The 21,892-nt window shown below is 29.8% G+C and carries 24 protein-coding genes and 1 other annotated feature; of the genes, 20 read left to right on the top strand and 4 right to left on the bottom strand.

From position 1 onward, the window contains the following. Positions 1-3 precede the first annotated feature (3 nt). From yhbH to G594_RS0111790, 5 genes are all read left to right on the top strand, one after another. A complete protein-coding gene (yhbH, locus tag G594_RS0111810; protein WP_027098777.1) occupies positions 4-1,176 on the top strand; it encodes a sporulation protein YhbH in 1,173 nt (390 codons plus the stop codon). Positions 1,177-1,178: 2 nt separating this feature from the next. Beyond that, the gene (locus G594_RS0111805; RefSeq protein ID WP_027098776.1) at positions 1,179-2,561 is read left to right on the top strand and encodes a SpoVR family protein; all 1,383 of its coding nucleotides are present in this window, start codon (positions 1,179-1,181) and stop codon (positions 2,559-2,561) included. A gap of 51 nt (positions 2,562-2,612) precedes the next feature. Continuing rightward, positions 2,613-3,149 (top strand): rubrerythrin family protein, encoded by a 537-nt coding sequence (locus tag G594_RS0111800; protein ID WP_027098775.1) that lies wholly within the window; start codon positions 2,613-2,615, stop codon positions 3,147-3,149. Between the two features lie 17 nt (positions 3,150-3,166). Next, complete coding sequence (locus G594_RS19665; protein WP_027098774.1) at positions 3,167-3,610, top strand: hypothetical protein; 444 nt, start codon at positions 3,167-3,169, stop codon at positions 3,608-3,610. A 114-nt stretch (positions 3,611-3,724) separates the two neighbouring features. Then, positions 3,725-4,054 (top strand): hypothetical protein, encoded by a 330-nt coding sequence (locus G594_RS0111790; protein ID WP_027098773.1) that lies wholly within the window; start codon positions 3,725-3,727, stop codon positions 4,052-4,054. A 59-nt stretch (positions 4,055-4,113) separates the two neighbouring features. Here G594_RS0111790 and pssA read toward each other — a convergent pair whose 3' ends face one another. Continuing rightward, positions 4,114-4,635 carry a CDP-diacylglycerol--serine O-phosphatidyltransferase gene (gene pssA / locus G594_RS0111785; RefSeq protein ID WP_027098772.1) on the bottom strand — a complete coding sequence of 174 codons (522 nt, stop codon included), beginning with the start codon at positions 4,633-4,635 and terminating at the stop codon, positions 4,114-4,116. Between the two features lie 204 nt (positions 4,636-4,839). On the opposite strand from pssA, the gene G594_RS0111780 reads away from it, so the two are divergent. Both G594_RS0111780 and G594_RS0111775 read left to right on the top strand, forming a co-directional pair. Continuing rightward, positions 4,840-5,718 carry a YegS/Rv2252/BmrU family lipid kinase gene (locus tag G594_RS0111780; protein WP_027098771.1) on the top strand — a complete coding sequence of 293 codons (879 nt, stop codon included), beginning with the start codon at positions 4,840-4,842 and terminating at the stop codon, positions 5,716-5,718. 109 nt (positions 5,719-5,827) lie between these two features. After that, positions 5,828-6,415 carry a hypothetical protein gene (locus G594_RS0111775; protein WP_207734694.1) on the top strand — a complete coding sequence of 196 codons (588 nt, stop codon included), beginning with the start codon at positions 5,828-5,830 and terminating at the stop codon, positions 6,413-6,415. Between the two features lie 103 nt (positions 6,416-6,518). Here G594_RS0111775 and G594_RS0111770 read toward each other — a convergent pair whose 3' ends face one another. Beyond that, on the bottom strand, positions 6,519-8,453 hold the full coding sequence (locus G594_RS0111770; RefSeq protein ID WP_027098769.1) for a YgiQ family radical SAM protein: 1,935 nt from the start codon (positions 8,451-8,453) through the stop codon (positions 6,519-6,521). A gap of 343 nt (positions 8,454-8,796) precedes the next feature. On the opposite strand from G594_RS0111770, the gene G594_RS0111760 reads away from it, so the two are divergent. From G594_RS0111760 to queG, 4 genes are all read left to right on the top strand, one after another. Beyond that, positions 8,797-10,059, top strand: coding sequence for a magnesium transporter MgtE N-terminal domain-containing protein (locus G594_RS0111760; protein WP_027098768.1), 1,263 nt, complete (start codon positions 8,797-8,799; stop codon positions 10,057-10,059). Between the two features lie 132 nt (positions 10,060-10,191). Further along, positions 10,192-10,427: a binding site (T-box leader), on the top strand. 130 nt (positions 10,428-10,557) lie between these two features. Beyond that, positions 10,558-11,466, top strand: coding sequence for a cysteine synthase A (gene cysK / locus G594_RS0111755; protein WP_027098767.1), 909 nt, complete (start codon positions 10,558-10,560; stop codon positions 11,464-11,466). Positions 11,467-11,492: 26 nt separating this feature from the next. Beyond that, entirely contained in the window at positions 11,493-12,077 is a 585-nt protein-coding gene (gene epsC / locus G594_RS0111750; RefSeq protein WP_027098766.1) for a serine O-acetyltransferase EpsC, read from the top strand. Between the two features lie 3 nt (positions 12,078-12,080). Beyond that, the gene (gene queG, locus G594_RS0111745) at positions 12,081-13,070 is read left to right on the top strand and encodes a tRNA epoxyqueuosine(34) reductase QueG (RefSeq protein ID WP_027098765.1); all 990 of its coding nucleotides are present in this window, start codon (positions 12,081-12,083) and stop codon (positions 13,068-13,070) included. Positions 13,071-13,251: 181 nt separating this feature from the next. Here the strand turns inward: queG and G594_RS20705 are convergent, their stop codons facing one another. Further along, entirely contained in the window at positions 13,252-13,428 is a 177-nt protein-coding gene (locus G594_RS20705) for a helix-turn-helix transcriptional regulator (protein WP_316090417.1), read from the bottom strand. 211 nt (positions 13,429-13,639) lie between these two features. On the opposite strand from G594_RS20705, the gene G594_RS0111735 reads away from it, so the two are divergent. The 8 genes from G594_RS0111735 to G594_RS0111700 all read left to right on the top strand — a co-directional run bounded on the left by G594_RS0111735 (position 13,640) and on the right by G594_RS0111700 (position 20,936). Further along, complete coding sequence (locus G594_RS0111735; protein WP_027098764.1) at positions 13,640-14,656, top strand: oxidoreductase; 1,017 nt, start codon at positions 13,640-13,642, stop codon at positions 14,654-14,656. A gap of 25 nt (positions 14,657-14,681) precedes the next feature. Further along, positions 14,682-15,386 (top strand): lysophospholipid acyltransferase family protein, encoded by a 705-nt coding sequence (locus tag G594_RS0111730; RefSeq protein WP_027098763.1) that lies wholly within the window; start codon positions 14,682-14,684, stop codon positions 15,384-15,386. Beyond that, on the top strand, positions 15,387-16,046 hold the full coding sequence (gene nth / locus G594_RS0111725) for an endonuclease III (RefSeq protein WP_027098762.1): 660 nt from the start codon (positions 15,387-15,389) through the stop codon (positions 16,044-16,046). Positions 16,047-16,198: 152 nt separating this feature from the next. Then, on the top strand, positions 16,199-17,488 hold the full coding sequence (locus tag G594_RS0111720; protein WP_027098761.1) for a PTS sugar transporter subunit IIC: 1,290 nt from the start codon (positions 16,199-16,201) through the stop codon (positions 17,486-17,488). A 30-nt stretch (positions 17,489-17,518) separates the two neighbouring features. Further along, on the top strand, positions 17,519-18,277 hold the full coding sequence (locus G594_RS0111715) for a MurR/RpiR family transcriptional regulator (RefSeq protein ID WP_027098760.1): 759 nt from the start codon (positions 17,519-17,521) through the stop codon (positions 18,275-18,277). After that, on the top strand, positions 18,277-19,449 hold the full coding sequence (locus G594_RS0111710) for a MalY/PatB family protein (RefSeq protein ID WP_034866537.1): 1,173 nt from the start codon (positions 18,277-18,279) through the stop codon (positions 19,447-19,449). The genes G594_RS0111715 and G594_RS0111710 overlap by 1 nt, the downstream gene beginning before the upstream one ends. Before the next feature lie 17 nt (positions 19,450-19,466). Then, a complete protein-coding gene (locus tag G594_RS0111705; protein ID WP_027098758.1) occupies positions 19,467-19,844 on the top strand; it encodes a RidA family protein in 378 nt (125 codons plus the stop codon). A 186-nt stretch (positions 19,845-20,030) separates the two neighbouring features. After that, positions 20,031-20,936, top strand: a complete 906-nt coding sequence (locus tag G594_RS0111700) for a D-alanine--D-alanine ligase (RefSeq protein WP_027098757.1) — start codon at positions 20,031-20,033, stop codon at positions 20,934-20,936. A 35-nt stretch (positions 20,937-20,971) separates the two neighbouring features. On the opposite strand, the gene G594_RS0111695 is transcribed toward G594_RS0111700, so the two are convergent. Next, complete coding sequence (locus G594_RS0111695; RefSeq protein ID WP_027098756.1) at positions 20,972-21,151, bottom strand: hypothetical protein; 180 nt, start codon at positions 21,149-21,151, stop codon at positions 20,972-20,974. Positions 21,152-21,276: 125 nt separating this feature from the next. On the opposite strand from G594_RS0111695, the gene G594_RS0111690 reads away from it, so the two are divergent. After that, positions 21,277-21,882: an NUDIX hydrolase gene (locus G594_RS0111690; protein WP_027098755.1), complete on the top strand. Its 606-nt coding sequence runs from the start codon at positions 21,277-21,279 to the stop codon at positions 21,880-21,882. Positions 21,883-21,892: the final 10 nt, after the last annotated feature.

Here is a 21,892-nt window from a genome sequence, read left to right as displayed (position 1 = left end):
TAGATGGCAATCTTTAGAGATAATAGTGAGAATGCAGTAGAACACGATAGGTCCATAGAAGATAGAAGAAGACATAGGCAGCTAGTAGAAAAGTCTATAAAAGAAAACTTAGGAGATATTTTATCAGAAGAAAGTATTATAGGGGAAGGTAAAAATAAAAAGTTTAAAATTCCAATTAGAGGAATAAAGGAATATCAATTTGTTTACGGAAAAAATTCAAAAGGAGTAGCTTCTGGTACGGGGGAAGAAAAAAGAGGGGATAAAATAGGTAGTGGCAAGCCACAAGGAGCAAATGGAAAAGGTGGAGCAGGAAATAGAGAAGGAGAAGACATATATGAAACGGAAATAACATTAGAGGAACTTCTAGATTATATTACTGAAGACCTAGATTTGCCAAATTTAGATAAGAAAAAGTACTCTGAGATTGTTACTGAAAGTTCAGGTAAAAAGAAGGGGTATCAGAGATATGGAATTAATCCCCGTTTAGCAAAAAAGAAGACTGTTATGTCTAAAATTGCTAGAAAGCAGGGTAAAAAGAGAGCGTTAGCAGAAGAGGGGGTAGAAATAGAGATAGAAAGGTTCCCTTTTAGAGAAGAGGATTTAAGGTATTATAGAGTAAAGAAAAAGCCTAAAAGAGAAAGTAATGCAGTTATGATATTTATCATGGATGTATCAGGCTCTATGGATAGTACTAAAAAATATTTAGCTAGATCTTTTTTCTTTGTATTATCTAAATTTTTAAGACGTAAATATAATAATATTGCTTTTGAATTTATCTCTCATACAACTGTAGCAAAGAGGGTAGATGAATATGAGTTTTTCCACAAAGCAGAATCTGGTGGAACCTATATATCTAGTGGGGTAAGACTAGCTTTAGATTTAATAAAAGAAAAGTATCCACCAGAAGTGTGGAATATTTACCCTGTTTATGCTTCAGATGGGGATAACTGGACAGAAGATAATGAAAGAGCAATGAAAGCAGTAAAAGAATTATGTTCAGTAAGTAACATGTTTGGATATGCAGAGCTATTACCTTCTACTTACTCTACAACTATGTATTATAGGTTTTTAAAACAAATAAATGAAGAAAACTTTATACCTGTAATAGTTAAAGAAAAAAAGGACTTATGGGAGGCGTTAAAGTTAATGCTTAGTAAGGAACTAAAGGAGGAGTAGGCTTGGAATATGTTTTAAAAGATTTAATTGAATGGAATGAGGTTATAGAAAGTAAGGCTAAGGAGCTTGGCTTAAATTTCTATCCTCAAGAATTTGAAATTATAGGGTTTAACGAAATGTTAGGATATGAGGCATACGTAGGTATGCCTTCTAGGTATCCTCATTGGAGCTTTGGTAAGTCTTATGAAAAAAATAAAACACTGTATTCCTTTAATTTAACAGGTTTACCATATGAAATGGTAATTAACTCTAATCCTTGCTTAGCATACTTAATGAGAGAGAATACTCTTCCCTTACAAATACTAACTATAGCACATGTATATGGTCATAATGACTTTTTTAAAAATAATAGACTTTTTAAAGAGGGAACTAGAGCTAAATTAGCATTAGAGATGTTTAAGCTTGATGGAGAAATTATTAGAGAATATATTAATGCTCCAGGAATAGGGTATGAAAAAGTAGAAAGAATTTTAGATGCTGCTCATGCAATAAGATATAACATAGGTAGAGTAATTGGAAGAAAAGAAATTACAGATGAGGAAATACGAAAGAATAGAATAGATGATTATAAAAAGGCTATTGAAAATAAAAGTATACTTGATATGGATATGGTAATAGAAGAACCTATTTTAGATAAGATTCCTTTAGAGCCTTATGATGATGTTGTAGGGTTTATTATTAAATATGGAAAGTTAGAAGAGTGGGAAAAGGATATTGTTAGAATAGTTAAAAGGGAAACTGAATATTTTATGCCACAAATAGAAACTAAGACTATGAATGAAGGTTGGGCAAGCTATTGGCATTATAATATTTTAAAGAGCTTAGATTTACCAGAGGGATTACATTTTGAGTTTTTGAAAAGGCATAATGATGTGGTTGCTCCTATATTAGGGGGATTAAATCCATACTATGTAGGCTTTAAAATGTTTGAAGATATAGAAAGAAGGTATGGAAAAGATAAGATATTTGAAGTTAGGGCCATGGAAAGAGATGCTTCATTTATAAGAAGATATCTAACACAAGAATTATGTGAGGAGTTAAATTTGTTCCAATATGGTAAAAAAAGTTTTGATTATGTAATAGAAGAAGTATCAGATGAAGGTGGTTGGAAAGAAATTAGAGATAATTTAGCTTTTACTGCTGGATTAGGATCAATCCCATATATAAGAGTGACAGATTTAAATACAAGAGACCTTACCTTAACGTTAGAACATGTATATGATGGAAGAGAGCTAGAGGCAACTTATGCAAAAGAAACATTAAAGTATGTTCAACAGTTATGGGGATATAAGGTTAGATTGTTAACTAAAAATAAAGACAATAAGGAATTCTATATTAACTGTGATGTAGATAAAAAGATAACAGTAATAGAGAGTAACAAATAGATAGAGAAATGAATAATTTATAGATGAGTAAGAAATACTTAGGAGAATAAAATGAATCTTAAAGGTAGTGAAACTGAAAAAAACCTTTATAAAACATTTGCAGGAGAATCAAGAGCAAATACAAAATACTCACTGTATGCTGAACAGGCAAGAAAAGAAGGATATAGATGGGTAGCAGAGATATTTGAAGAAACTGCAGGAAATGAAAAGGCTCATGCTAGAGAAGTGTTAAAAAAGTATCTTTGTAAAATAAATAATACAGAAGCTAACCTTAGGGATGCTGCAAAAGGTGAAGCACAAGAAGCAAATAGAACTTATAAAGATTTTGAAAATGTAGCTAGAAAAGAAGGCTTTTATGATATCGCAGATTTTTATAAAGAGCTCCAAGAGACTGAAGAAGCCCATGAAGAAAGATTTATAAAGTTAGCAGATAAGATAAAAGAAGATGAGATGTTTAAGAGTATAGGTCCTTCATTATGGCAATGTATGAACTGCGGTTATATACATGAAGGAACAGAAGCACCTAAAAATTGTCCTTTATGTAATTATCCAAAGTCTTACTTCAAACCTTATTGTAAAGTTAAGTAATTCCTAGGAGGAGAATGATGTATTATAATTTACCAGATAAATATTTTTATCCAGTAGTAGAAAAAGATGATTTAGAATTTGAAGATAACTTATTTAGGTCTATGGATGTAGAAGCAGGTGAAGAGAAAGAAAAAAGAGAAGTATTGGATTCAACTGAAGGTAATGAAGTAGTTGAAGACAATGAAGTAAATGTAGTAAGTGAAAGAGAAGAAAATGGTTCTAATATAGACATAAAAGAGGAAGGAGTTATAGAAGAACCTGTAGGGGAAATGAGAGGAGAAGAAGAAACAGAAGATAGTACTGAGGATAGTATTTTGGAAGAGGCGGATGAAGAATATTCTTCAAGTGAACAAGAAGAAACAAGAAGTGAAGACATAATTGAAGATGTAGAAATAGTAGAAGATAATGAAGCAGAAGTAATAGAAATTTCTGAAGAAGAAGAAAAAGTTGTAGAAAGTTAATAGTTAAATTTAGAGAGGTGTTTCAAATATATAAATTTGAGGCACCTTTTTATATATACATTAAAATGAATTCGTAGAATATATTTTAATATATAAATGTTTAGGAGTTAAGGAATGGGATATGATAGTTTAATAAGAAGTCACTATGAAGATTTAAATAATATGAGTACTATGTTAAGAAATTATATAGAAATATATAGGTTACTAATAAGTAGTACAGTAGATTTACATGCTACATCAGTAATAAAAAAGAGTGAAATAAAGCATGCTTTAGAAAGAATAGATGATGTTGGAGAGCTTATAGATGATTTATTAAAGACAATAAAAAAGTGTGAAGGTTCTTATGTAAAATATTGTTCACTAAAAAATGAGGTTATAGTCGCTAATACACAAAAAGAGAGTATATTAACAGAAATACATGATGATATAGATTACCACAATTAGATATAAATAAAGAATTCTGTAGAACAGAATTCTTTATTTATATAAATTAAAAACTTAAGTTAAATCTTTTTAAGATGTATTTTGCTAACCATTAAGTAAGCACCTAAAATCATAAAAATAATAGCTAAAAATACTGGTGCTTGTGCATAGTTCGCAATTAAAGCGAATGCAGCAAGGAAGCAACCTGTAATTGTTATAGGAACACCTGTAAAAACACCATCAAAGGAAGATGTATTATATCTTGCTAATCTATATGCACCACAGATTGGGAAAGCAATTAAAAGTATTATTCCTAAAATTCCCTTTGGTCCAAAAGTATTTAAATTAAATAATATATATATTAATACAGATGGAGCTACACCAAAAGATACTAAATCAGCTAATGAGTCTAGTTCTTTTCCTAAGTCGCTTGATACTTGTAGAAATCTAGCAACTCTTCCATCGTACCTATCAACTAAACCAGCTATAAGTATGAAAATACTTGCTAAAACATATTGTTTTTCAAAAGTTGAAAGTAGTGAAAATACACCACATGACAAGTTAATGAAAGTAAATATGTTAGGAATACAGCTTTTTCTCATATAATCACTCCTAAAATTACTTTTGTTTACAATGAATAATTATATCATATAAATTAATATAATATAAGAGGAAATATACATTTAAGATAATCTTAATGTAGTTATAGTAATCTTAAATTTTTATTAACTTAAAGAGGAGTTTCTCGACAATATTTGGTATTGGTGATATAATCCTCTGTAGTATTATTAGAGCGGAGGTATATTATGAAAAAGGTTAGGTTCATATATAACCCATACTCAGGTGAAAATATTATATTACATGAATTAGATAAAGTAATGAAGTTGCATCAAGAAAAAGGATATCAAGTAGTTCCATATAGAATACAAAAAGATAAGGATATTGATGAAGCTTTTGACATTATAGATAAAGATTATAATTATGTATTAGTTGCTGGTGGTGACGGTACAGTAGACTCAGTGGTTAATGCAATGATGAACAGAGGAATTGATTTACCAATAGGAATACTACCAGTTGGTACGGCAAATGATTTTGGTAAGTTTATAGGTATTCCTTCAGATGTTACAAAGGCATGTAATCAAATACTTGAATCTGAGCCGAAAGCGGTTGATATAGGAAAAATAAATGATAAGTACTTTATAAATGTAGCAAGTTCAGGATTGTTTACAGATGTATCTCAAAAAACTGACTTGAACTTAAAAAATACAATAGGGAAACTTGCATATTATCTTAAGGGTATAGAGGAAATTCCTAATTTTAGAAGATTAAAGGTTCACTTAAAATCTAAGGAAGTAGATTTTGATGGTGAAATGTATTTAATACTTGTTTTTAATGGACAGACAGCAGGAAACTTTAAGTTAGCAACTAGAGCTGATGTTAATGATGGATATCTTGATGTTATTATGATAAAGGCAGTACCAATAATAGAGATATTACCTTTATTTATAAAGATACTTAAGGGAGAGCATTTAGATTCAGATAAAGTAATATATTTTAAAACTGATGATATTTTAATTGAGTCAGAGGAAGATATTGTTGTTGATATTGATGGAGAAAAGGGACCAGATTTTCCACTAAGAATTAGATGTATAAAAGGTGGAATAAAAGTTTTAGGAATAAAATAGTATATTTTTTAATAATTATAAGTAACAGTAGAGTAAGTTAGGAGTGTTCAGAGTGAATTTAGCCTATTATATTTTCTTGTTACTTATAATTTTTTTGCTTATTTTCTTAATGAAAAAGAATTTGAAGGTTTCTCCAAAGAAGATAAAAGCATATATGATGGTGGTAATGAGTCTTTTTGTTTTAAGATACATAGGGTTATTTTTGTTATGCATAATGAAAGATGGTAGATTTGTATATATGTTAAAGCCATTACTATTTTTAAATCATCTTGCAATACCATTAATGATTTTAGCTTTGGCGTATGTATATTTAAGATGGGATAAGTTGAGTTTTAACATCAACTACATTATTGCAGTAGTATTAGTTATATTATATGTGGCAACAATGTTTACTATGAAGGGGAAGGTTGTCTTTAATCCTATTTATGGATATGTAATAAAGATATATAACGAAACAGCATTATTTTTAGGTTCATTAGTAATCATTGGGAGTCTTTTAATTTATTGTGTATATTTTTTAGATAAACCCCATAACAATAAAAAAGGTATGATATATTTAATAATTGCATCATTAGTAGTAATATTAGAGAATATATTGTATTTGGGAGGGCTAAGATTATTTCCATATCCCATTTTTGGTGATGGAATATTTCTTATGATAATGGGATTTGCAATAAACACCTTTAAAAAGTTATGAATTAATTAATAACTTTGGTTAAAACTTTGCTTTTGCAAAGTTTTTTATTTTTATAGAATTAAAGAGAAATTGCAAAGCAATTTCTCTCCTTATTAATTATTTATTACCTGTTTCTTTTCTTTCTAGAAGATTTACTATGATTTGATTTTCTTTTAGGAGCATCTTCATTACTTCTAGTATTATTTTGTATTTTTTTAGAAATGTTAGATTTTACTTTTTTTCCACTATTATTTCTTGGTGGTTTTGCAGGTATTAAGCAATCTTTTCCACTACCAATTAAATCTTCTCTACCAGCTTTAATTAAAGCTTTTTTAACTATTTCATAGTTCTTAGGAACTCCAAATTGAATTAGAGCTCTTTGCATATTTTTTTCTTCTTGAGTTTTTGGAGTATATACCTTTTCTCCTGTTAATGGATTATATCCTATATAGTATATTGTTGTAGATAAGCTACCTGGTGTAGGGTAGAAATCTTGAACTTGTTCAGGTGTATATCCCATGCTTTTAACATATTGAGCTAACTCAATTGCAGCATTTAAATCTGATCCAGGGTGAGAAGACATTAAATAAGGAACTAAATATTGCTTTTTACCTAGTTTCTTGTTTATATCAAAATATTTATTAACAAATCTATCATACACTTCTCTTGTTGGTTTACCCATTTGAGCTAAAACTCTAGGAGTAACATGCTCAGGAGCAACCTTTAGTTGTCCGCTTATATGATACTCACATAATTCTTTAAAAAATGTATCATCTTTATCATGAATCATATAATCATATCTTAAACCTGAACGAACAAATACCTTTTTAATTCCTTTTATAGATCTAACCCTTCTTAAAACAGATAAGTACTCATTATGATCTATAATAAGATTTTTACATGGTTTTGGGAACATACATTGTTTATGTTTGCAAGCACCATGCTCTTTTTGAACATTACAAGCTCTGTGTCTAAAGTCAGCTGTTGGTCCACCAACATCATGAATATATCCCTTAAAATCAGGTAAAGTTGTAAGAAGTTTTGCTTCTTCAACAATTGAATCCCCATCTCTAGTTTGGATTATTCTACCTTGGTGGAAAGTTAAGGCACAGAATGAACATGAACCATAACACCCTCTATGACTTGTAATAGAAAACTTAACTTCTTGTATAGCTGGGATTCCCCCTAGTTTTTCATAACAAGGGTGATAGGTTCTCATAAAAGGTAAATCATATGTAAAGTTCATTTCCTCATTAGTTAAAGGAACTTGAGGTGGATTTTGAACTAAATATCTATCACCATGTTTTTGTATTATTCCATTTCCTCTAATAGGGTCTTGTTCATAGTATTCAACTTTAAATGCATCACCATAAGCAGTTGTATCTGTAGATACTTCCTCAAAAGAAGGTACAGTTATATATTTATCTAAGCCTAAGGTATCCTTTGTTAAATAACAAGTCCCTCTAATGCCTGTTAAACTATTTGCACTCGCACCATATTTAAACATTTCAGCTATTTGAACAATAGTCTTTTCACCCATACCATATATTAAAAGGTCTGCTTTAGAATCAACTAAAATACTTCTTCTAACTTTATTGTCCCAGTAGTCATAATGAGCAAATCTTCTTAAGCTTGCTTCTATACCTCCAATAACTATTGGTACATCTTTATAGGCTTCTCTTACTCTATTACAATAAACTATTACAGCTCTATCTGGTCTGTATCCACTTTTACCACCTGGAGAGTAAAAATCGTCATGTCTTTTCTTCTTAGCAGCAGTATAATGGTTAACCATAGAATCTATATTTCCAGAGTTAACAAGGAAGGCATACTTAGGCTTACCAAGTTTTTTAAAGTCGTCTGCATTGTTCCAATTTGGTTGAGCAATAACGCCAACTTTAAATCCTTGTGCCTCTAAAGTACGTCCAATAATTGCTGTACCAAAGGATGGATGGTCTACATATGCATCTCCTGTAACTATAATAAAGTCTAATTGTTCTATATTTCTTTTTAATAAATCTTCTTTACAAATAGGTAAAAAATCTTTAGCTAATTTCATTTTAAAAACTCCAATTCAGATAAATTATTCCAAGAGGTTTCCACTAATTCTTGTCTACTTATATTAACATAGAGATTTTTCATTTACAAATGGGAAAAAGTTGTTTACTTTTAGAAGTCATATAATATAATAAATATTGAAGGATAAGTGCTGACAACTATTGTCAGCTATTTTTGAGTATAACTATATTTGGAATTTTTAAACATAAAAGGTGGTGTAAATAATGGAGGGTGGGCCTCAGCATAGGTCATTGCCAAAACTGAATAAAAGTAAACCTAGAGGAAGCTCTACATTATTTATAAATTTATAATGTTCTTCCTCTAGATAATAAGGAGGAAGCGTTATGAAGAGACTATCAGTTTTTCTATATTCACAGATACTAGGAAAAAATATCTATGATGAGTTTAATGATGTTTTAGGTTCCCTAAAAGATATTTATGTAACTACTGATGAAGGATATCCAAGAGTAATCGGATATAAGGTGAAAAAAGATGGTTCCACATTTAACTATGAGTTTAAGAGCATAGGTGTTTACGATGATAATGGAAGAATTGTTATAAAGACAGTAGGTAGTAGGGAAATATTAGCTAGAACTTATACTTATTTATTATCTAGGAATTTATTAGATAAGAATATAGTAGATATTAACGGTAAACAGGTTGTTAGAGTTAATGATATGAGAATGGCTGAAATTGCTGGAGAGTATAGAGTTGTAGCTGTAGAAACAGGACCATTGGCTAAATTCAGAAGAATGGGCATGAGTGGTGTTGGTAAGGTGTTATATAAGTTCCTAAAGAAAGATTATGAAGATAAGATATTAATGTGGGATGATGTTGAGTCTATAGAAATGGTTAATAATAACCTGCAGTTATCAAAGTCTTATAAGAAATTAACAGCCTTACATCCAGCTGATTTAGCTGATATATTAGAAGATCTAGATGAAAGTTCAAGAAGAGCATTATTTGAATCCTTAGATGAGGATTTAGCTGCTGAAACTTTCGAAGAAATTGAAGACGAATATAAAGGGAGCATAATTAAGGATTTATCAGAAGTTAAAACGGCTGAATTGCTAGAAAATATGGGTAATGATGAAATCGCTGATTTATTAGATGAATTAGATGAAGAAGAAAAAGAAAAGGTCTTAGTAAACTTGGAGCATGAGGATGCAGAAGAAGTACAAGAACTTTTAAGATATGAAGATGAAACAGCAGGTAGTATAATGACAAAAGAATTTATTTCTTTTGGGCTAAATGTTACTGTAGAAGAAACAGTTGAAATACTTAAGGAAATGCAGCCTGATGAAGAAGTTATGTATTATATTTATGTAACTGATGAAGAAGATAAAATTAAAGGGTTAGTAATATTAAGAGATCTATTATTAAGTGATGGTAAGAAAAAGCTTTCAGAACTTATGGAAGAAAATATTACCACAGTTAAGCATACCGAATCTATAGAAGAAGTAATAGATAAGGCTGCTAAGTACGATTTATTATCAACAGCTGTTGTAGATGAAGATAATAGGTTAATTGGTATAGTATTAATTCATGATATAATAGATGAAGAATTTTATCCATTATGGAAAAAGAAGAACAAATCAATTAAATAAGGAGTAGTAATTTAGAAGAGAAATTGTTTTACAGTTTCTCTTTGTTATTGTATAAAGAAAAAACAAAAAACTGTTGACAATTTCAGGATAAAGCATATAATAAGATTATAAAGCATAGCAAAATACTCTGAATTAAAAACAGTGAAGAAGGAAAGTAACTTTTATGAGGTTTACAGAGAGAAAAGGTAGTTGAGAACTTTTCATCCATATTAATTGTGAAGTGCCCTTTGGAGTTGAGGTCTGAAATAGTAGTAAGATTTTCCGGATTCACCCGTTATAGTGATAAGGTATGTGCACGTACCTGATAAAAGAGTGGGATTTTTAAAATCCAATTAGAGTGGAACCGCGAATTTTACTTCGTCTCTATAATTAATAGAGCCGGGGTTTTTTTATTTATAAAAAAGTTAGGATGAAAGTTTTAGCTAAACATTCCGGGATGGCTTTCACCCTAGGCAAAATAAAGATATTAATACAATAAATTTTAGGAGGTTTTTAAACATGATCTATAATGGAATATTAGAATTAGTAGGAAAAACACCAGTGCTTAAGGTGAATAGTTTAGTTGAAGAAAATAGTGCAGAGGTATATGTAAAGCTAGAAAAATTTAATCCAGGTGGTAGCGTTAAGGATAGGGCTGCTTTAGGAATGATTGAAAAGGCTGAAAAAGAAGGATTATTAAAACCAGGAGTAACAATAGTTGAGCCAACAAGTGGGAATACTGGAATAGGTTTAGCTATGATAGGAAAATTAAAGGGATATAAGGTTATAATAATTATGCCTGAAACAATGAGTAAAGAAAGAAGAGATTTAATCAAGGCATATGGAGCAGAGCTTGTATTAACAGAAGGTAGCAAGGGAATGAAAGGTGCTATAGAAAAAGCCCTAGAATATGAAAAACAAGGTGGATACTTTATTCCACAACAATTCGAAAATATAGCAAATCCAGAAAAGCACTATGCTACAACAGCAGAAGAAATATTTGAAGATATAAATGATTTAGATTACTTTATTTCAGGAGTTGGAACAGGTGGAACTGTAACAGGTGTTGGAAAAAATTTAAAGGAAAAAATAAGTGGATTAAAGGTAGTTGCAGTTGAACCATCTAAATCACCAGTTTTAAGTGGAGGAAATCCAGGAGCACATAAGATACAAGGTATAGGGGCAGGATTTGTTCCGGGAAATTACGATAGTTCAATTATAGATGAAGTAGTACAAGTGACAGATGAAGATGCATTTAAAACTGCAAAAGACTTTGCTGCACAAGAAGGTGTATTAATAGGAATATCATCAGGAGCAGCAGTGTTTGCAGCAATAGAGTTAGCTAAGAAGGTAGGAAAGGGCAAGAAGATTCTTGCTATTGCTCCAGATGGAGGAGAAAAATATATATCAATGGGTTTATATGACTAGAAAATAGAAACAAAGGAGTTGTGGCAATGTTCAAAACTTTAAATTATAACTTAAGCAGAATTGTAGAAAATGATCCAGCAGCAAGAAGCAAATTAGAAGTATTACTATTGTATCCATGTATTCATGTACAGATTGCTCATAAATTATCACATTTTTTATATAAGCATAAATGGTTTTTCTTAGCTAGATTAATATCGCAAATAGCTAGATTCTTTACTGGAATAGAGATTCATCCAGGTGCTACCATAGGTAAAGGCTTATGTATAGATCACGGAATGGGTGTTGTTATTGGAGAAACAGCAGAGATTGGTGACGATGTTTTAATTTATCATGGTGTAACACTTGGAGGAACAGGAAAAGATAAAGGGAAAAGGCATCCTACTATAGGTAATGGAGTGGTAATAGGTGCAGGGGCTAAAGTATTAGGACCTATAAAAGTTGGAAATAATGCAAAGATAGGAGCTAATGCTGTAGTTGTTAAAGATGTTCCAGAAGGAGCAACAGCAGTAGGAATTCCAGCAAAAAATATTATTAGAACTAGTGCTACTATTATTGAAATAAGTGACTTTAGGGGAGCAAAGAAAAAAATATTTAATGATATGGTGATATAAAAAATGAGTTTAAAGGAAGAAGTTTTGTCATACTGCAACAGTTTAGGATTAACAAACATTGGTTTTGTAAAGTGCAGAAAATTTAGTGAGCTTGAAGAGTTCTATGAAAATAGAAAAAAATTAAATATACAAAATGAGTTTGAAGAGGAAGATATTCAAAAAAGGATAAATCCAAATCATTATATGGAAGAGGGAAAGACTATAATTTCTATAGCTTTCCCTTATCTTCATGACCAGGAACATTTTGATAATGGATTTTCATTATATACTAGAGGTAATGATTATCACATGGTACTAAAGGATTACCTAGATAAAATTTGTGAATTTATAAGAGTAAAGGGTGGAAAGGCTATATCCTTTGTAGATAGCAACACCTTACCTGAAAGGTATATAGCTTATTTAGCCGGTGTAGGTTTTATAGGAAAGAACAATATGTTAATTACTAAAGAATATGGTTCCTATGTATTTTTAGGAGAAGTAATTACAGATTTAGAAATGTATGATGATGATAATGGTAACTTTGAAGAACTTATGAAACATAAAGAATGTGGAGAATGTTCTATTTGTTTTGGAGAGTGTCCTACAAAGTCAATTAATCCTAATAGAAAAAATTCTAATATATGTTTATCATATATTACTCAAAAAAAGGATTTAGAAGAGTGGGAAATTAAGGCATTGAAGGGAAGAACTTTTGGGTGTGATAGTTGTCAACTAAGATGTCCATATAATGAAGAAATAAAGTTTTCTCATATAGAAGGGTTTAAACCACTAGAATTTATGGAGAAAGATTACAGCGATAATATAGTTAATATGGGGAATGGAGAATTTAAATCCACATTAAAGAATACATCTTGTGGGTGGAGAGGCAAGAATGTACTAAAAAGAAATGTTCTAATTAGGATGAAAATGTATAATGGAAAAGAGGTTAGTGCAATAAAAACAGATTCCCCATATATACAAGCGTATATTAATAGAATAAGAGATATTAAATAAAGAGTATAATTTAAGTCTTAGTATTTGATGAATAAAAAATGCATCTATACTAAGGCTTTTTATAAATATTATTTCACATACAAAGTTTTGAAACTTCCGAATTAATTTTATCCCAAGATATTTTAAAGTTTTCCATTTCTTCTACTCCTTCTGAGGTAAGAGAGTAGTATTTTCTACATGGTCATAAAGGGGAGGGTCTCTTAGTGCCCTTAATTAACTTTTTCTTCTCTAGTCTTAATAATAGTTGATAAAATGAGCCTTCAGCAAGCTCTGTGAAACCTAACTCTTGTAATGTTTCGTATATTTCATATCCGTAGGTCGTTTTATTATTTATAATTTTAAGAATTACACCATCCATTAAATCCTTTAATAATTGGAAATTAATTCTACTCTAGCAGATAAAGGGGTCAAAGAACAATTTGTTTTACTTTTAATAATCCCAAATCTAGTGTAATAATCTCCTTTTAATTTACTGATATCTAATTGAATATCTAGAAGTTTTTCAAGAAATTCATATGTGATATAATATATTTCGGTGGATAAAAGTTACAGTTACTTAGGAGGATTTTATGTTTAATATAGGTTATATAGGTAATGGAAAGAGTACTAATAGATATCATATTCCATTCGTATTAGAAAGAGATAATATAAAAATTAAAACTATATATAGGAGAAATCCAGAACATGATACTTGGAGCAAGATCCCAGGAGTTAAATACACATCAGATATATATGAATTATTAAATGATGATGAAATTAATTTAGTAGTAGTATGCACCCATCAAGATAGTCATTATGAGTATGCAAAAATGGTTTTGGAAAGCAATAAACATTGTTTAGTTGAAAAACCATTTATGAAGACATCAGAGGAAGCAAAAGAAATATTTAAATTGGCAAAAGAAAAAGGACTTATAGTTCAAACTTATCAGAATAGACGTTTTGATAGTGATTTTTTAACAGTTCAAAAAGTAATAGGGGAAGGAAAACTTGGAGAATTATTTGAAATTGAAATGAATTTTGATTATTATCGCCAAGAGGTACCAGAACATAGTAAGTATGAGGGTGCTAATAATTCTTTTCTATATGGACATGGCTGTCATACTATAGATCAAGTAATTAGTTATTTTGGAAAGCCAGATAAGATTAATTATGATGTGAGACAATTACTAGGGAAAGGAAAAATGAATGATTACTTCCAAGTGGATATGTTTTATGGTAATTTAAAGATATCTGTTAGATCAAGTTATTTTAGAATAAAGGAAAGACCTAGCTTTATAGTGTATGGAAAGAAAGGGTGCTTTATAAAGCAAACTAAAGACCGTCAAGAGGAACATTTAAAGTTATTCTATATGCCAAATAACAAAGACTTCGGAGTTGATACATTAATGCATTATGGGGATATAACTTATATTGATAATAATGGTGAGATTCATGAGGAAAAGGTTAAATCTGTTCAAGGGGATTATGGTAGAGTATATGATGATTTATATGAAGCTATAATAAATGGAACTCCTAAAAAGATTAAAGACGAAGAAACCTTATTGTTAATGGAAATATTAGAAGAAGGTATAAAGGATTTAAAGTAGTATAGAAGGTAGGTGTAAGTTAAGTATGTTGTCACCATTTACAGTTAAAGTGTTGAAAATATTACCAGAAGGGGTATTAGTTGAAGTAGCAAAGAAAATAACTAATAATTATTTAAAAAAGTTTGCAAGGTTACATATAGAGGGATTTGAAAAACTAGAAAAATATGAGGGACCATTTATCTTTATCTGTAATCACTTAAGTAATTCAGATGGTATTGTTTTAAATAAATTGTTAAAGGAAAAGTATGATCCATATTTTGTTGCAGGAGTTAAATTAACAAATGACCCTATTACAAATGCAGGAACAAAAATGGTAAAAAATATACCTGTTAAACCTAATACTGCAGATAAAGAAGCAATAACAACAATGGTTAAGACAGTTAAGAATGGAGAAAATTTATTGATTTTTCCAGAAGGAACAAGAAGTAGAACAGGTGCAATGATTGAAGGAAAAAAGGGTATATTATTATTAGCAAGAATGACTAAAGCTAAGATTATACCTATCGGAATGAGTGGAACAGATAAGCTTCTTCCAATTGATGAAGGGGGGAATATGGGTAGCGAAACTTGGCATGAAGCAGATGTTACTGTTAAGTTTGGTAAGCCAGTAGAATTACCCAAGAGAATTAAGGAAGAAGATAAGCATGAATATGATAATAAGTGCATGTATATTCTCATGAGGTCAATAGCTGAATTATTACCTGAAGAGTATAGAGGAGTTTATAAATAGATGAAGAAAAAAACGAAAGAAATTTTAGAAATTTTAAAAGAAACTTATCCAGATGCAAAATGTGAACTTAATTATGGGACTCCGTTTCAATTATTAGTAGCAACAATTTTATCTGCTCAAACTACAGATAAAAAAGTTAATGAAGTAACAGAAACATTATTTAGGGATTATCCTGATTTAGATGCTTTTTTGACACTTTCTAATGAAGAACTTGAAGAAAGAATAAAGCAAATAGGTCTTTATAGAAGTAAGGCTAAAAATTTAATAATGATGTGCCATCAGCTTAAAGAAAAATATAATGGAGAAGTACCTAATACTATGGAGGGAATAACTTCTCTTGCTGGAGCTGGAAGAAAAACTGCTAATGTAGTGTTATCAAATGCTTTTGGTGTACCTTCAATAGCTGTAGATACTCATGTTTTTAGAGTATCTAATCTTTTAGGCTTAGTTGATTCTGATAATGTTCTAGAAGTTGAAAAACAATTACAAAAGGAATTACCCAAAAAAGAATGGTCATTAGCACATCACTTATTAATATTTCATGGTAGAAGGTGTTGTATAGCTAGAAGACCACAATGTGAAGTGTGTCCATTATCACATTTATGTAAATATAAGAAGCAGAAGGATAAAGAGGAAAAGAAGGTAAAAAGGAAAAAATAAAGAAACTGTTTAGCAGTTTCTTTTTTTGTTTATAAAAGTTCTATGTAAGTAGCAGTGTGGAAAATTTTCCGAAGTTAGGAATGGATTTGTGTAAAAAAATCCATATAATAAGTATTGTAAACGTTATTAAAAATAGCAAGGAGGAATTTTAAATGAATTTTATATCTAATTTTATTGAAGAAAAAATGGTTCCTGTTGTATCAAAATTTGCATCTCTTAGATATATGAGAGCATTAAAATCAGGTTTTATGGTTATAATGCCTCTTACAATAATAGCATCAGTATTTTTATTAATTACTGATTTTCCTATTACTGGATATCCGGAGTTTATGGCAAAGATATTTGGGCCAGAGTGGGATAGTTTCCTTTCTCCAGCATATAGAGCAACTTTTGATATGATGGGTATATTATTAGCTGGTACAATAGCATACAAGCTAGCAGAAAGCGATGAAGTTGACCCATTACCTGTTATGATAATTTCAATAGTTGCGTATGTAATTGTTACACCAAAATTCGTAACAGCTGAATCAGGTGAAGTCATAAATAAAGTTTTACCAATGGCATGGCTTGGAACAAAAGGTGTTATAACAGCGATAATAATGAGTATTACGTCCACAGAGATATATAGATTTATTGTTAAAAAGAATTTAGTAATAAAGTTACCAGAAAATGTACCTCCAATGGTATATAAGTCATTCTTTTCATTAGTTCCAGGTGTAATTGTAGTTGCATTTGCATTACTGGTTAATGGTATATTCCTTACAATGGGCAAATCAATGCATGAATTTATCTATGATATTTTACAAGTACCATTACAAGGATTAACAGCATCTCCTATAGCAATAACAATAGTAGCAGGTTTAAATGGATTCTTATGGTGGTTTGGTATTCATCCAACAGTTGTTAACTCAATTGTAAATCCATTATTAAATGCAAACTCAGTAGAAAATCTTGAGTTATTTAAGCAAGGAGCTTTAACTTTAGAAAATGCTAATATAGGTACAATTCAAATGATTGACCAATTTGCAACTATAGGTGGGGCAGGTATGACAATAGGTCTTGTGCTAGCAATGCTTGTAGTAGCTAAATCTCAAAGAATGAAGATGCTAAGCAAATTAAGCACAGTACCAGCAGTATTTAACATAAATGAACCAATAGTATTTGGATTACCAATAATTATGAATCCGTTAATGTTAATTCCAATTACTTTAGCACCAATAGTGTCAGTACTTATAGCATATGGAGCAATAGTAATAGGATTTATGAATCCTTTCAATGGAGTAGTAGCACCATGGCCAACACCGCCAATATTTAGTGGTTTCTTAGTAAGTGGATGGCAAGGAGCAGTTGTTCAAGTAGTTGCAATTATAGCAGCCTTTGCAATATATTATCCATTTGTGTTAGCCTTAGATAAGCAATATAGAGCAGAAGAAGTGGCATAATAATATAAAAATGTTTTAGGAGGCGCACACATGAAACTACATAAAAGAATTTCAGTAAATGCAAAATATTTAACAAAATTAGAGAAAGAGCTTTTGCAGTTATTATTAGAGAATAAGAGTAAATTTACTTATGATACTTTTACGATTATGAATATTTCAGAGGAATTTAATATAAGTAGTACAAGTGTGCACCGACTTTCTAAAAAGTTAGGTTATAAAAGTTTTATACAATTTAAAGATGAATATTTTGAAAAAGATAAACAAGAAGATGACAGCATATTTATGCCAGATGACAAAGAGTTTATAGAAAATATGCTTGATACCTATAAACTTGTAAAACAAGCTAATATAGGCGAGATTATTGATAAAATGTTGAAATGTAAAAGAATAACTATATATGGAATGGGAATGAGTAATTACTTAGGGAAAATATTCCAAATTAAATTACAGCTTCTAGGCATTCCAGCAGAACAACATGATGATTCAAGATTTATGAGGCTATCAAGTAAAATTCTAAAAAGGGATGAGGACTTAGTATTTGTTCTATCAAGGGGAGGGGAAACTCCAGAGTTGTTAGAAGTATTAGTAGAAACTAATATGAGAGGCATAGATGTTGTATTGATAACTGAATCTACAAATTCTACTAGTGAAAAGTTATCAAAGTATGTGGTTTATACTGCATATACACATGACTTTGACAATAATATTGATACTAGATTAAATTTTCATATAGCAATGGATTATATAATAAAGGAATTTATTAAAAGGTATGAAGAAAAGAGGGAATGATGTACAGCTTTGAAGATATACTAGATAGAAAAGATAATGGTTCTAAGAAATGGAGTAAAGAGTACATTAATAAAAGATTTAAAATAAGTGATGAAGAAAACTATCCCTTGTTTATTGCTGATATGGATTATAAATTACCAGATGAAATTATAAATCCTATAAATGAATTGATTACAAAAGGTGATTTTGGTTATTTTGATGTAAGAGATTCATTTTATGATAGTGTAGTTCAATGGTATAAAAAGAATTATTCATGTAGTATAAAAAAGGAATGGATAGTACCATCTATAGGAGCATTATCATCAATGCATCTTATTGTAGAAAAGGTATTTAATAAAAAAGATAACTTGTTAATCTTTACCCCAGTATATGGACCTTTTAAAGACGTAGTAATAAATAATAATATGAATTTATATAAATATAAATTAAAAATTAATAAAGATAGATATTATATAGACTTTAAAGAGTTAAGTGAATTCGTTGAAAGAAATAATATAAAAGGTATTATTTTTTGCAATCCACATAATCCATCTGGAAGGTGTTGGAGTAAAGATGAATTAGATAAATTAGTAAGTTTATGTAAACAAAATAATATAAAAATTATAAGTGATGAAGTACATGGTGATTTAGTCTTAGGTGAAAATAAGTTTAATTCCCTTTCAGACTATTTAGAAGAAAATGATAATATAATTGTTATTTCATCACCTAATAAAACTTTTAATATAGCAGGTCTAAATATATCTACATTTTTATGCAGTAACTTAGAATTAAAGTTAGCTTTAGAAAATGAGTTTAACAATAGAAAACTTCATGCAAATAGATTTGGAGTAGAATTGTTAACTATATGTTATAATAATGGATTTCAGTGGGTTCAAGCATTAAGAAAAAACATAAAAGAGAATATGAATCTAGTAATTAATAAAATTAATATAGATGATATTAAGATAATGGAACCTGAATCAGGATATCTATTATGGATTAAGCTAGAAAAGGTTAAAGATGTAGATAAGTTCATAATAGAATTGGCAGAAGAAAAGAAAGTTTTATTAGAGACAGGAAGTAGATTTATTAATGATTATGAAGGCTTTGTAAGAATAAATGTTGCAACTAGCAAAAGAATTTTGGAAGAAGCTATTGATAGATTTGTAGATTTTTATAAAGAATATAAATAGAGTAGGAGAAGATGATAATGAATAGAGAAATAATTAATACAATAAAAGCACCAGCAGCAATTGGACCATATTCTCATGGAAATAAAATAGGAGATTTAATATTTACATCTGGACAACTTCCAATAAATCCAGAAACAAAAGAATTAATAACAGAAATAAAAGCTGCCACAAGACAAAGCTTAGAGAATGTTAAAGGAATTTTAGAAGAAGTAGGATCATCTATGGATAAAGTTGTTAAGGCAACAGTATTTGTAAAAGACTTAGGACAATTTGGAGAAGTTAATGAAGTATATAGTGAATATTTTGGGAAAAATTCACCTGCTAGAAGCTGTGTGCAGGTAGCAAAGCTTCCAATGGATGCTGTTATCGAGATTGAAGTTATAGCACATGTTTAAAAAACTGCCTTAAGGCAGTTTTTTATTTGAAATAAATAGATAATATACTGAACGAATATTTAATAAAAATATGCTTATTCCACATTAAACAGATTTTTCTATATAAGTGGTACTTAACTTGGCAAGCAGTATAGAATATAATATTATAGAAAAGTAAAAGAACTTTTAATGGAGGATAGGATTGTAATGAAGGTTGGAGTAATTATGGGAGGAATCTCGTCAGAAAGAGAGATTTCTTTAAAAAGTGGTAATTCAGTAGTTGAAAATATAGATAAGAATAAGTATGAAGTGATTCCTATAGTTATAGACAAGAAGGAAGACATAATAAATAAAGTAAAGGGAATTGATTTTGCGTTACTTGCTTTACATGGTCAATTTGGAGAAGATGGTACAGTTCAAGCAGTTCTACAAACACTTGGAATACCATATTCAGGATGTGGTCCATTAAGTAGTGCTGCATGTATGGATAAGGATATGACAAAGAGCCTACTTCAAGCAGAAGGAATTAGAACAGCACCTTGGATCAATTTAAGATCTTGGGATGAAATTAACTATGAGGATATAAAAAAGTTAGGATACCCTGTTGTAGTAAAGCCTACTCATGGTGGGTCAAGTGTTGCTACTTTTATAATTAAAGAAGAAAAAGAGATTGAAAATGCTGTTAAAGAAGCTTTTAAGTGGGATAACGAAGTTATGATTGAAAAGTTTATAAAGGGAGATGAAATAACATGTCCTGTAATGGGAAGAGAAATGTTCCCTGTTGTAGCTATTAAGCCGCATGCAGAATTCTTTGATTATACTGCTAAGTATGCAGACGGTGGGTCAGATGAATTTGTAATTGAGCTTGAAAAATCTTTACACAAAGAAGTGGAAAGGATGGCATTAGACACATATAGAGCACTTAAGTGTTCAGTGTATGCAAGAATAGATATGATTATTACTGAAGGAGGTATTCCATATATTCTTGAGGTAAATACTCTACCAGGAATGACAAAGGCAAGTTTATTCCCTAAGAGTGCAGCAGGAAGAGGAATAGACTTTAGTGGATTAATTGATTTAATAATTGAAAATTCTATAAAAGAAAAAAGATAAATAGAAGTAGGAAAGTATTTTCTATAAGTGCTTTCCTACTTTTTTATTGTAGAGTAAATAAGTGATATTATAATCACTAGCACTCCTCCTAGAGCAAAGAATAATTTGATATATCCAATTATTGCTCCTAGTATTGTTCCTATAGCTATCCCCAGAGCAATTCCTTTAGCTAAGTATTCACATTGTTTATCTGATAAATAAATTCTCTTAAACATAAAAGCCCCTTCTTATATATTCTATTTATTAGAGTATTTAAACCTATTAAATGTTTCAAAATATATAAAAAATTTAGATTATAATATAATAAATGTACAATTGAATAATTTTAGGAGTGATAGTAATGAAAATTAATGATATAAAAGAAAAGTTAAACTCTAAAGAGAGTTATATAAATGGATGGGAAAGGATGAAAAGGGCATCCATAATAATTCCTCTCATAGATATAAACGAAGAAGTACATATTTTATTTCAAGTGAGGGCAAAAAAATTAAAAAGTCAGCCAGGAGATGTTTGTTTTCCTGGAGGCAAAATAGATAAATTCGAAACTCCAAAGGAAGCTGCTTTAAGAGAAATAGATGAGGAACTTGGATTAAAAGATGTTGAAATAATAAAAGAAATGGATATTTTAATTAGACATGATGGTCTGATAATACATCCTTTTGTAGCGATGGTTAAAAATATAGATAAATTAGATATAAACGAGGATGAGGTTGAGGAAATATTTTATATCCCATTATCTTATCTTTTAGAGTATACCCCTATGGAAGTGAAAAATAAGCTGATAATTGAAAGAGGAGAGAACTTTCCTTATGATTTAATTGAAGGTGGGAAAAACTATCAGTTTAAAACAGGTGAGTATATATCCACATTTTATCAATATAAAGATTACGTTATATGGGGGATAACAGCATCCATGTTAAAGGATTTTATAAATAATATAAAGTAGTTTCACCGTT

The sequence above is a fragment of the Clostridium paraputrificum AGR2156 genome (assembly GCF_000424025.1).
GTDB lineage: Bacteria > Bacillota > Clostridia > Clostridiales > Clostridiaceae > Clostridium > Clostridium paraputrificum.
The sequence above is the reverse complement of the archived record's forward strand: the minus strand, read 5'-3'. Positions and strand labels throughout refer to the sequence as shown.

Bases quoted from the DNA above. Each gene is read 5' to 3' on its own strand.
- G594_RS0111700 (WP_027098757.1), top strand. From the start codon at position 20,031: ATGAAGGTTGGAGTAATTATGGGAGGAATCTCGTCAGAAAGAGAGATT.
- yhbH (WP_027098777.1), top strand. From the start codon at position 4: ATGGCAATCTTTAGAGATAATAGTGAGAATGCAGTAGAACACGATAGG.
- G594_RS0111695 (WP_027098756.1), bottom strand. From the start codon at position 21,151: ATGTTTAAGAGAATTTATTTATCAGATAAACAATGTGAATACTTAGCT.
- G594_RS0111790 (WP_027098773.1), top strand. From the start codon at position 3,725: ATGGGATATGATAGTTTAATAAGAAGTCACTATGAAGATTTAAATAAT.
- G594_RS0111770 (WP_027098769.1), bottom strand. From the start codon at position 8,453: ATGAAATTAGCTAAAGATTTTTTACCTATTTGTAAAGAAGATTTATTA.
- G594_RS19665 (WP_027098774.1), top strand. From the start codon at position 3,167: ATGTATTATAATTTACCAGATAAATATTTTTATCCAGTAGTAGAAAAA.
- G594_RS0111710 (WP_034866537.1), top strand. From the start codon at position 18,277: ATGTACAGCTTTGAAGATATACTAGATAGAAAAGATAATGGTTCTAAG.
- G594_RS20705 (WP_316090417.1), bottom strand. From the start codon at position 13,428: ATGGATGGTGTAATTCTTAAAATTATAAATAATAAAACGACCTACGGA.
- G594_RS0111730 (WP_027098763.1), top strand. From the start codon at position 14,682: ATGTTGTCACCATTTACAGTTAAAGTGTTGAAAATATTACCAGAAGGG.
- G594_RS0111735 (WP_027098764.1), top strand. From the start codon at position 13,640: ATGTTTAATATAGGTTATATAGGTAATGGAAAGAGTACTAATAGATAT.
- G594_RS0111720 (WP_027098761.1), top strand. From the start codon at position 16,199: ATGAATTTTATATCTAATTTTATTGAAGAAAAAATGGTTCCTGTTGTA.
- cysK (WP_027098767.1), top strand. From the start codon at position 10,558: ATGATCTATAATGGAATATTAGAATTAGTAGGAAAAACACCAGTGCTT.
- nth (WP_027098762.1), top strand. From the start codon at position 15,387: ATGAAGAAAAAAACGAAAGAAATTTTAGAAATTTTAAAAGAAACTTAT.
- G594_RS0111715 (WP_027098760.1), top strand. From the start codon at position 17,519: ATGAAACTACATAAAAGAATTTCAGTAAATGCAAAATATTTAACAAAA.
- G594_RS0111780 (WP_027098771.1), top strand. From the start codon at position 4,840: ATGAAAAAGGTTAGGTTCATATATAACCCATACTCAGGTGAAAATATT.
- pssA (WP_027098772.1), bottom strand. From the start codon at position 4,635: ATGAGAAAAAGCTGTATTCCTAACATATTTACTTTCATTAACTTGTCA.
- epsC (WP_027098766.1), top strand. From the start codon at position 11,493: ATGTTCAAAACTTTAAATTATAACTTAAGCAGAATTGTAGAAAATGAT.
- G594_RS0111775 (WP_207734694.1), top strand. From the start codon at position 5,828: ATGAAAAAGAATTTGAAGGTTTCTCCAAAGAAGATAAAAGCATATATG.
- queG (WP_027098765.1), top strand. From the start codon at position 12,081: ATGAGTTTAAAGGAAGAAGTTTTGTCATACTGCAACAGTTTAGGATTA.
- G594_RS0111690 (WP_027098755.1), top strand. From the start codon at position 21,277: ATGAAAATTAATGATATAAAAGAAAAGTTAAACTCTAAAGAGAGTTAT.
- G594_RS0111705 (WP_027098758.1), top strand. From the start codon at position 19,467: ATGAATAGAGAAATAATTAATACAATAAAAGCACCAGCAGCAATTGGA.
- G594_RS0111800 (WP_027098775.1), top strand. From the start codon at position 2,613: ATGAATCTTAAAGGTAGTGAAACTGAAAAAAACCTTTATAAAACATTT.
- G594_RS0111760 (WP_027098768.1), top strand. From the start codon at position 8,797: ATGAAGAGACTATCAGTTTTTCTATATTCACAGATACTAGGAAAAAAT.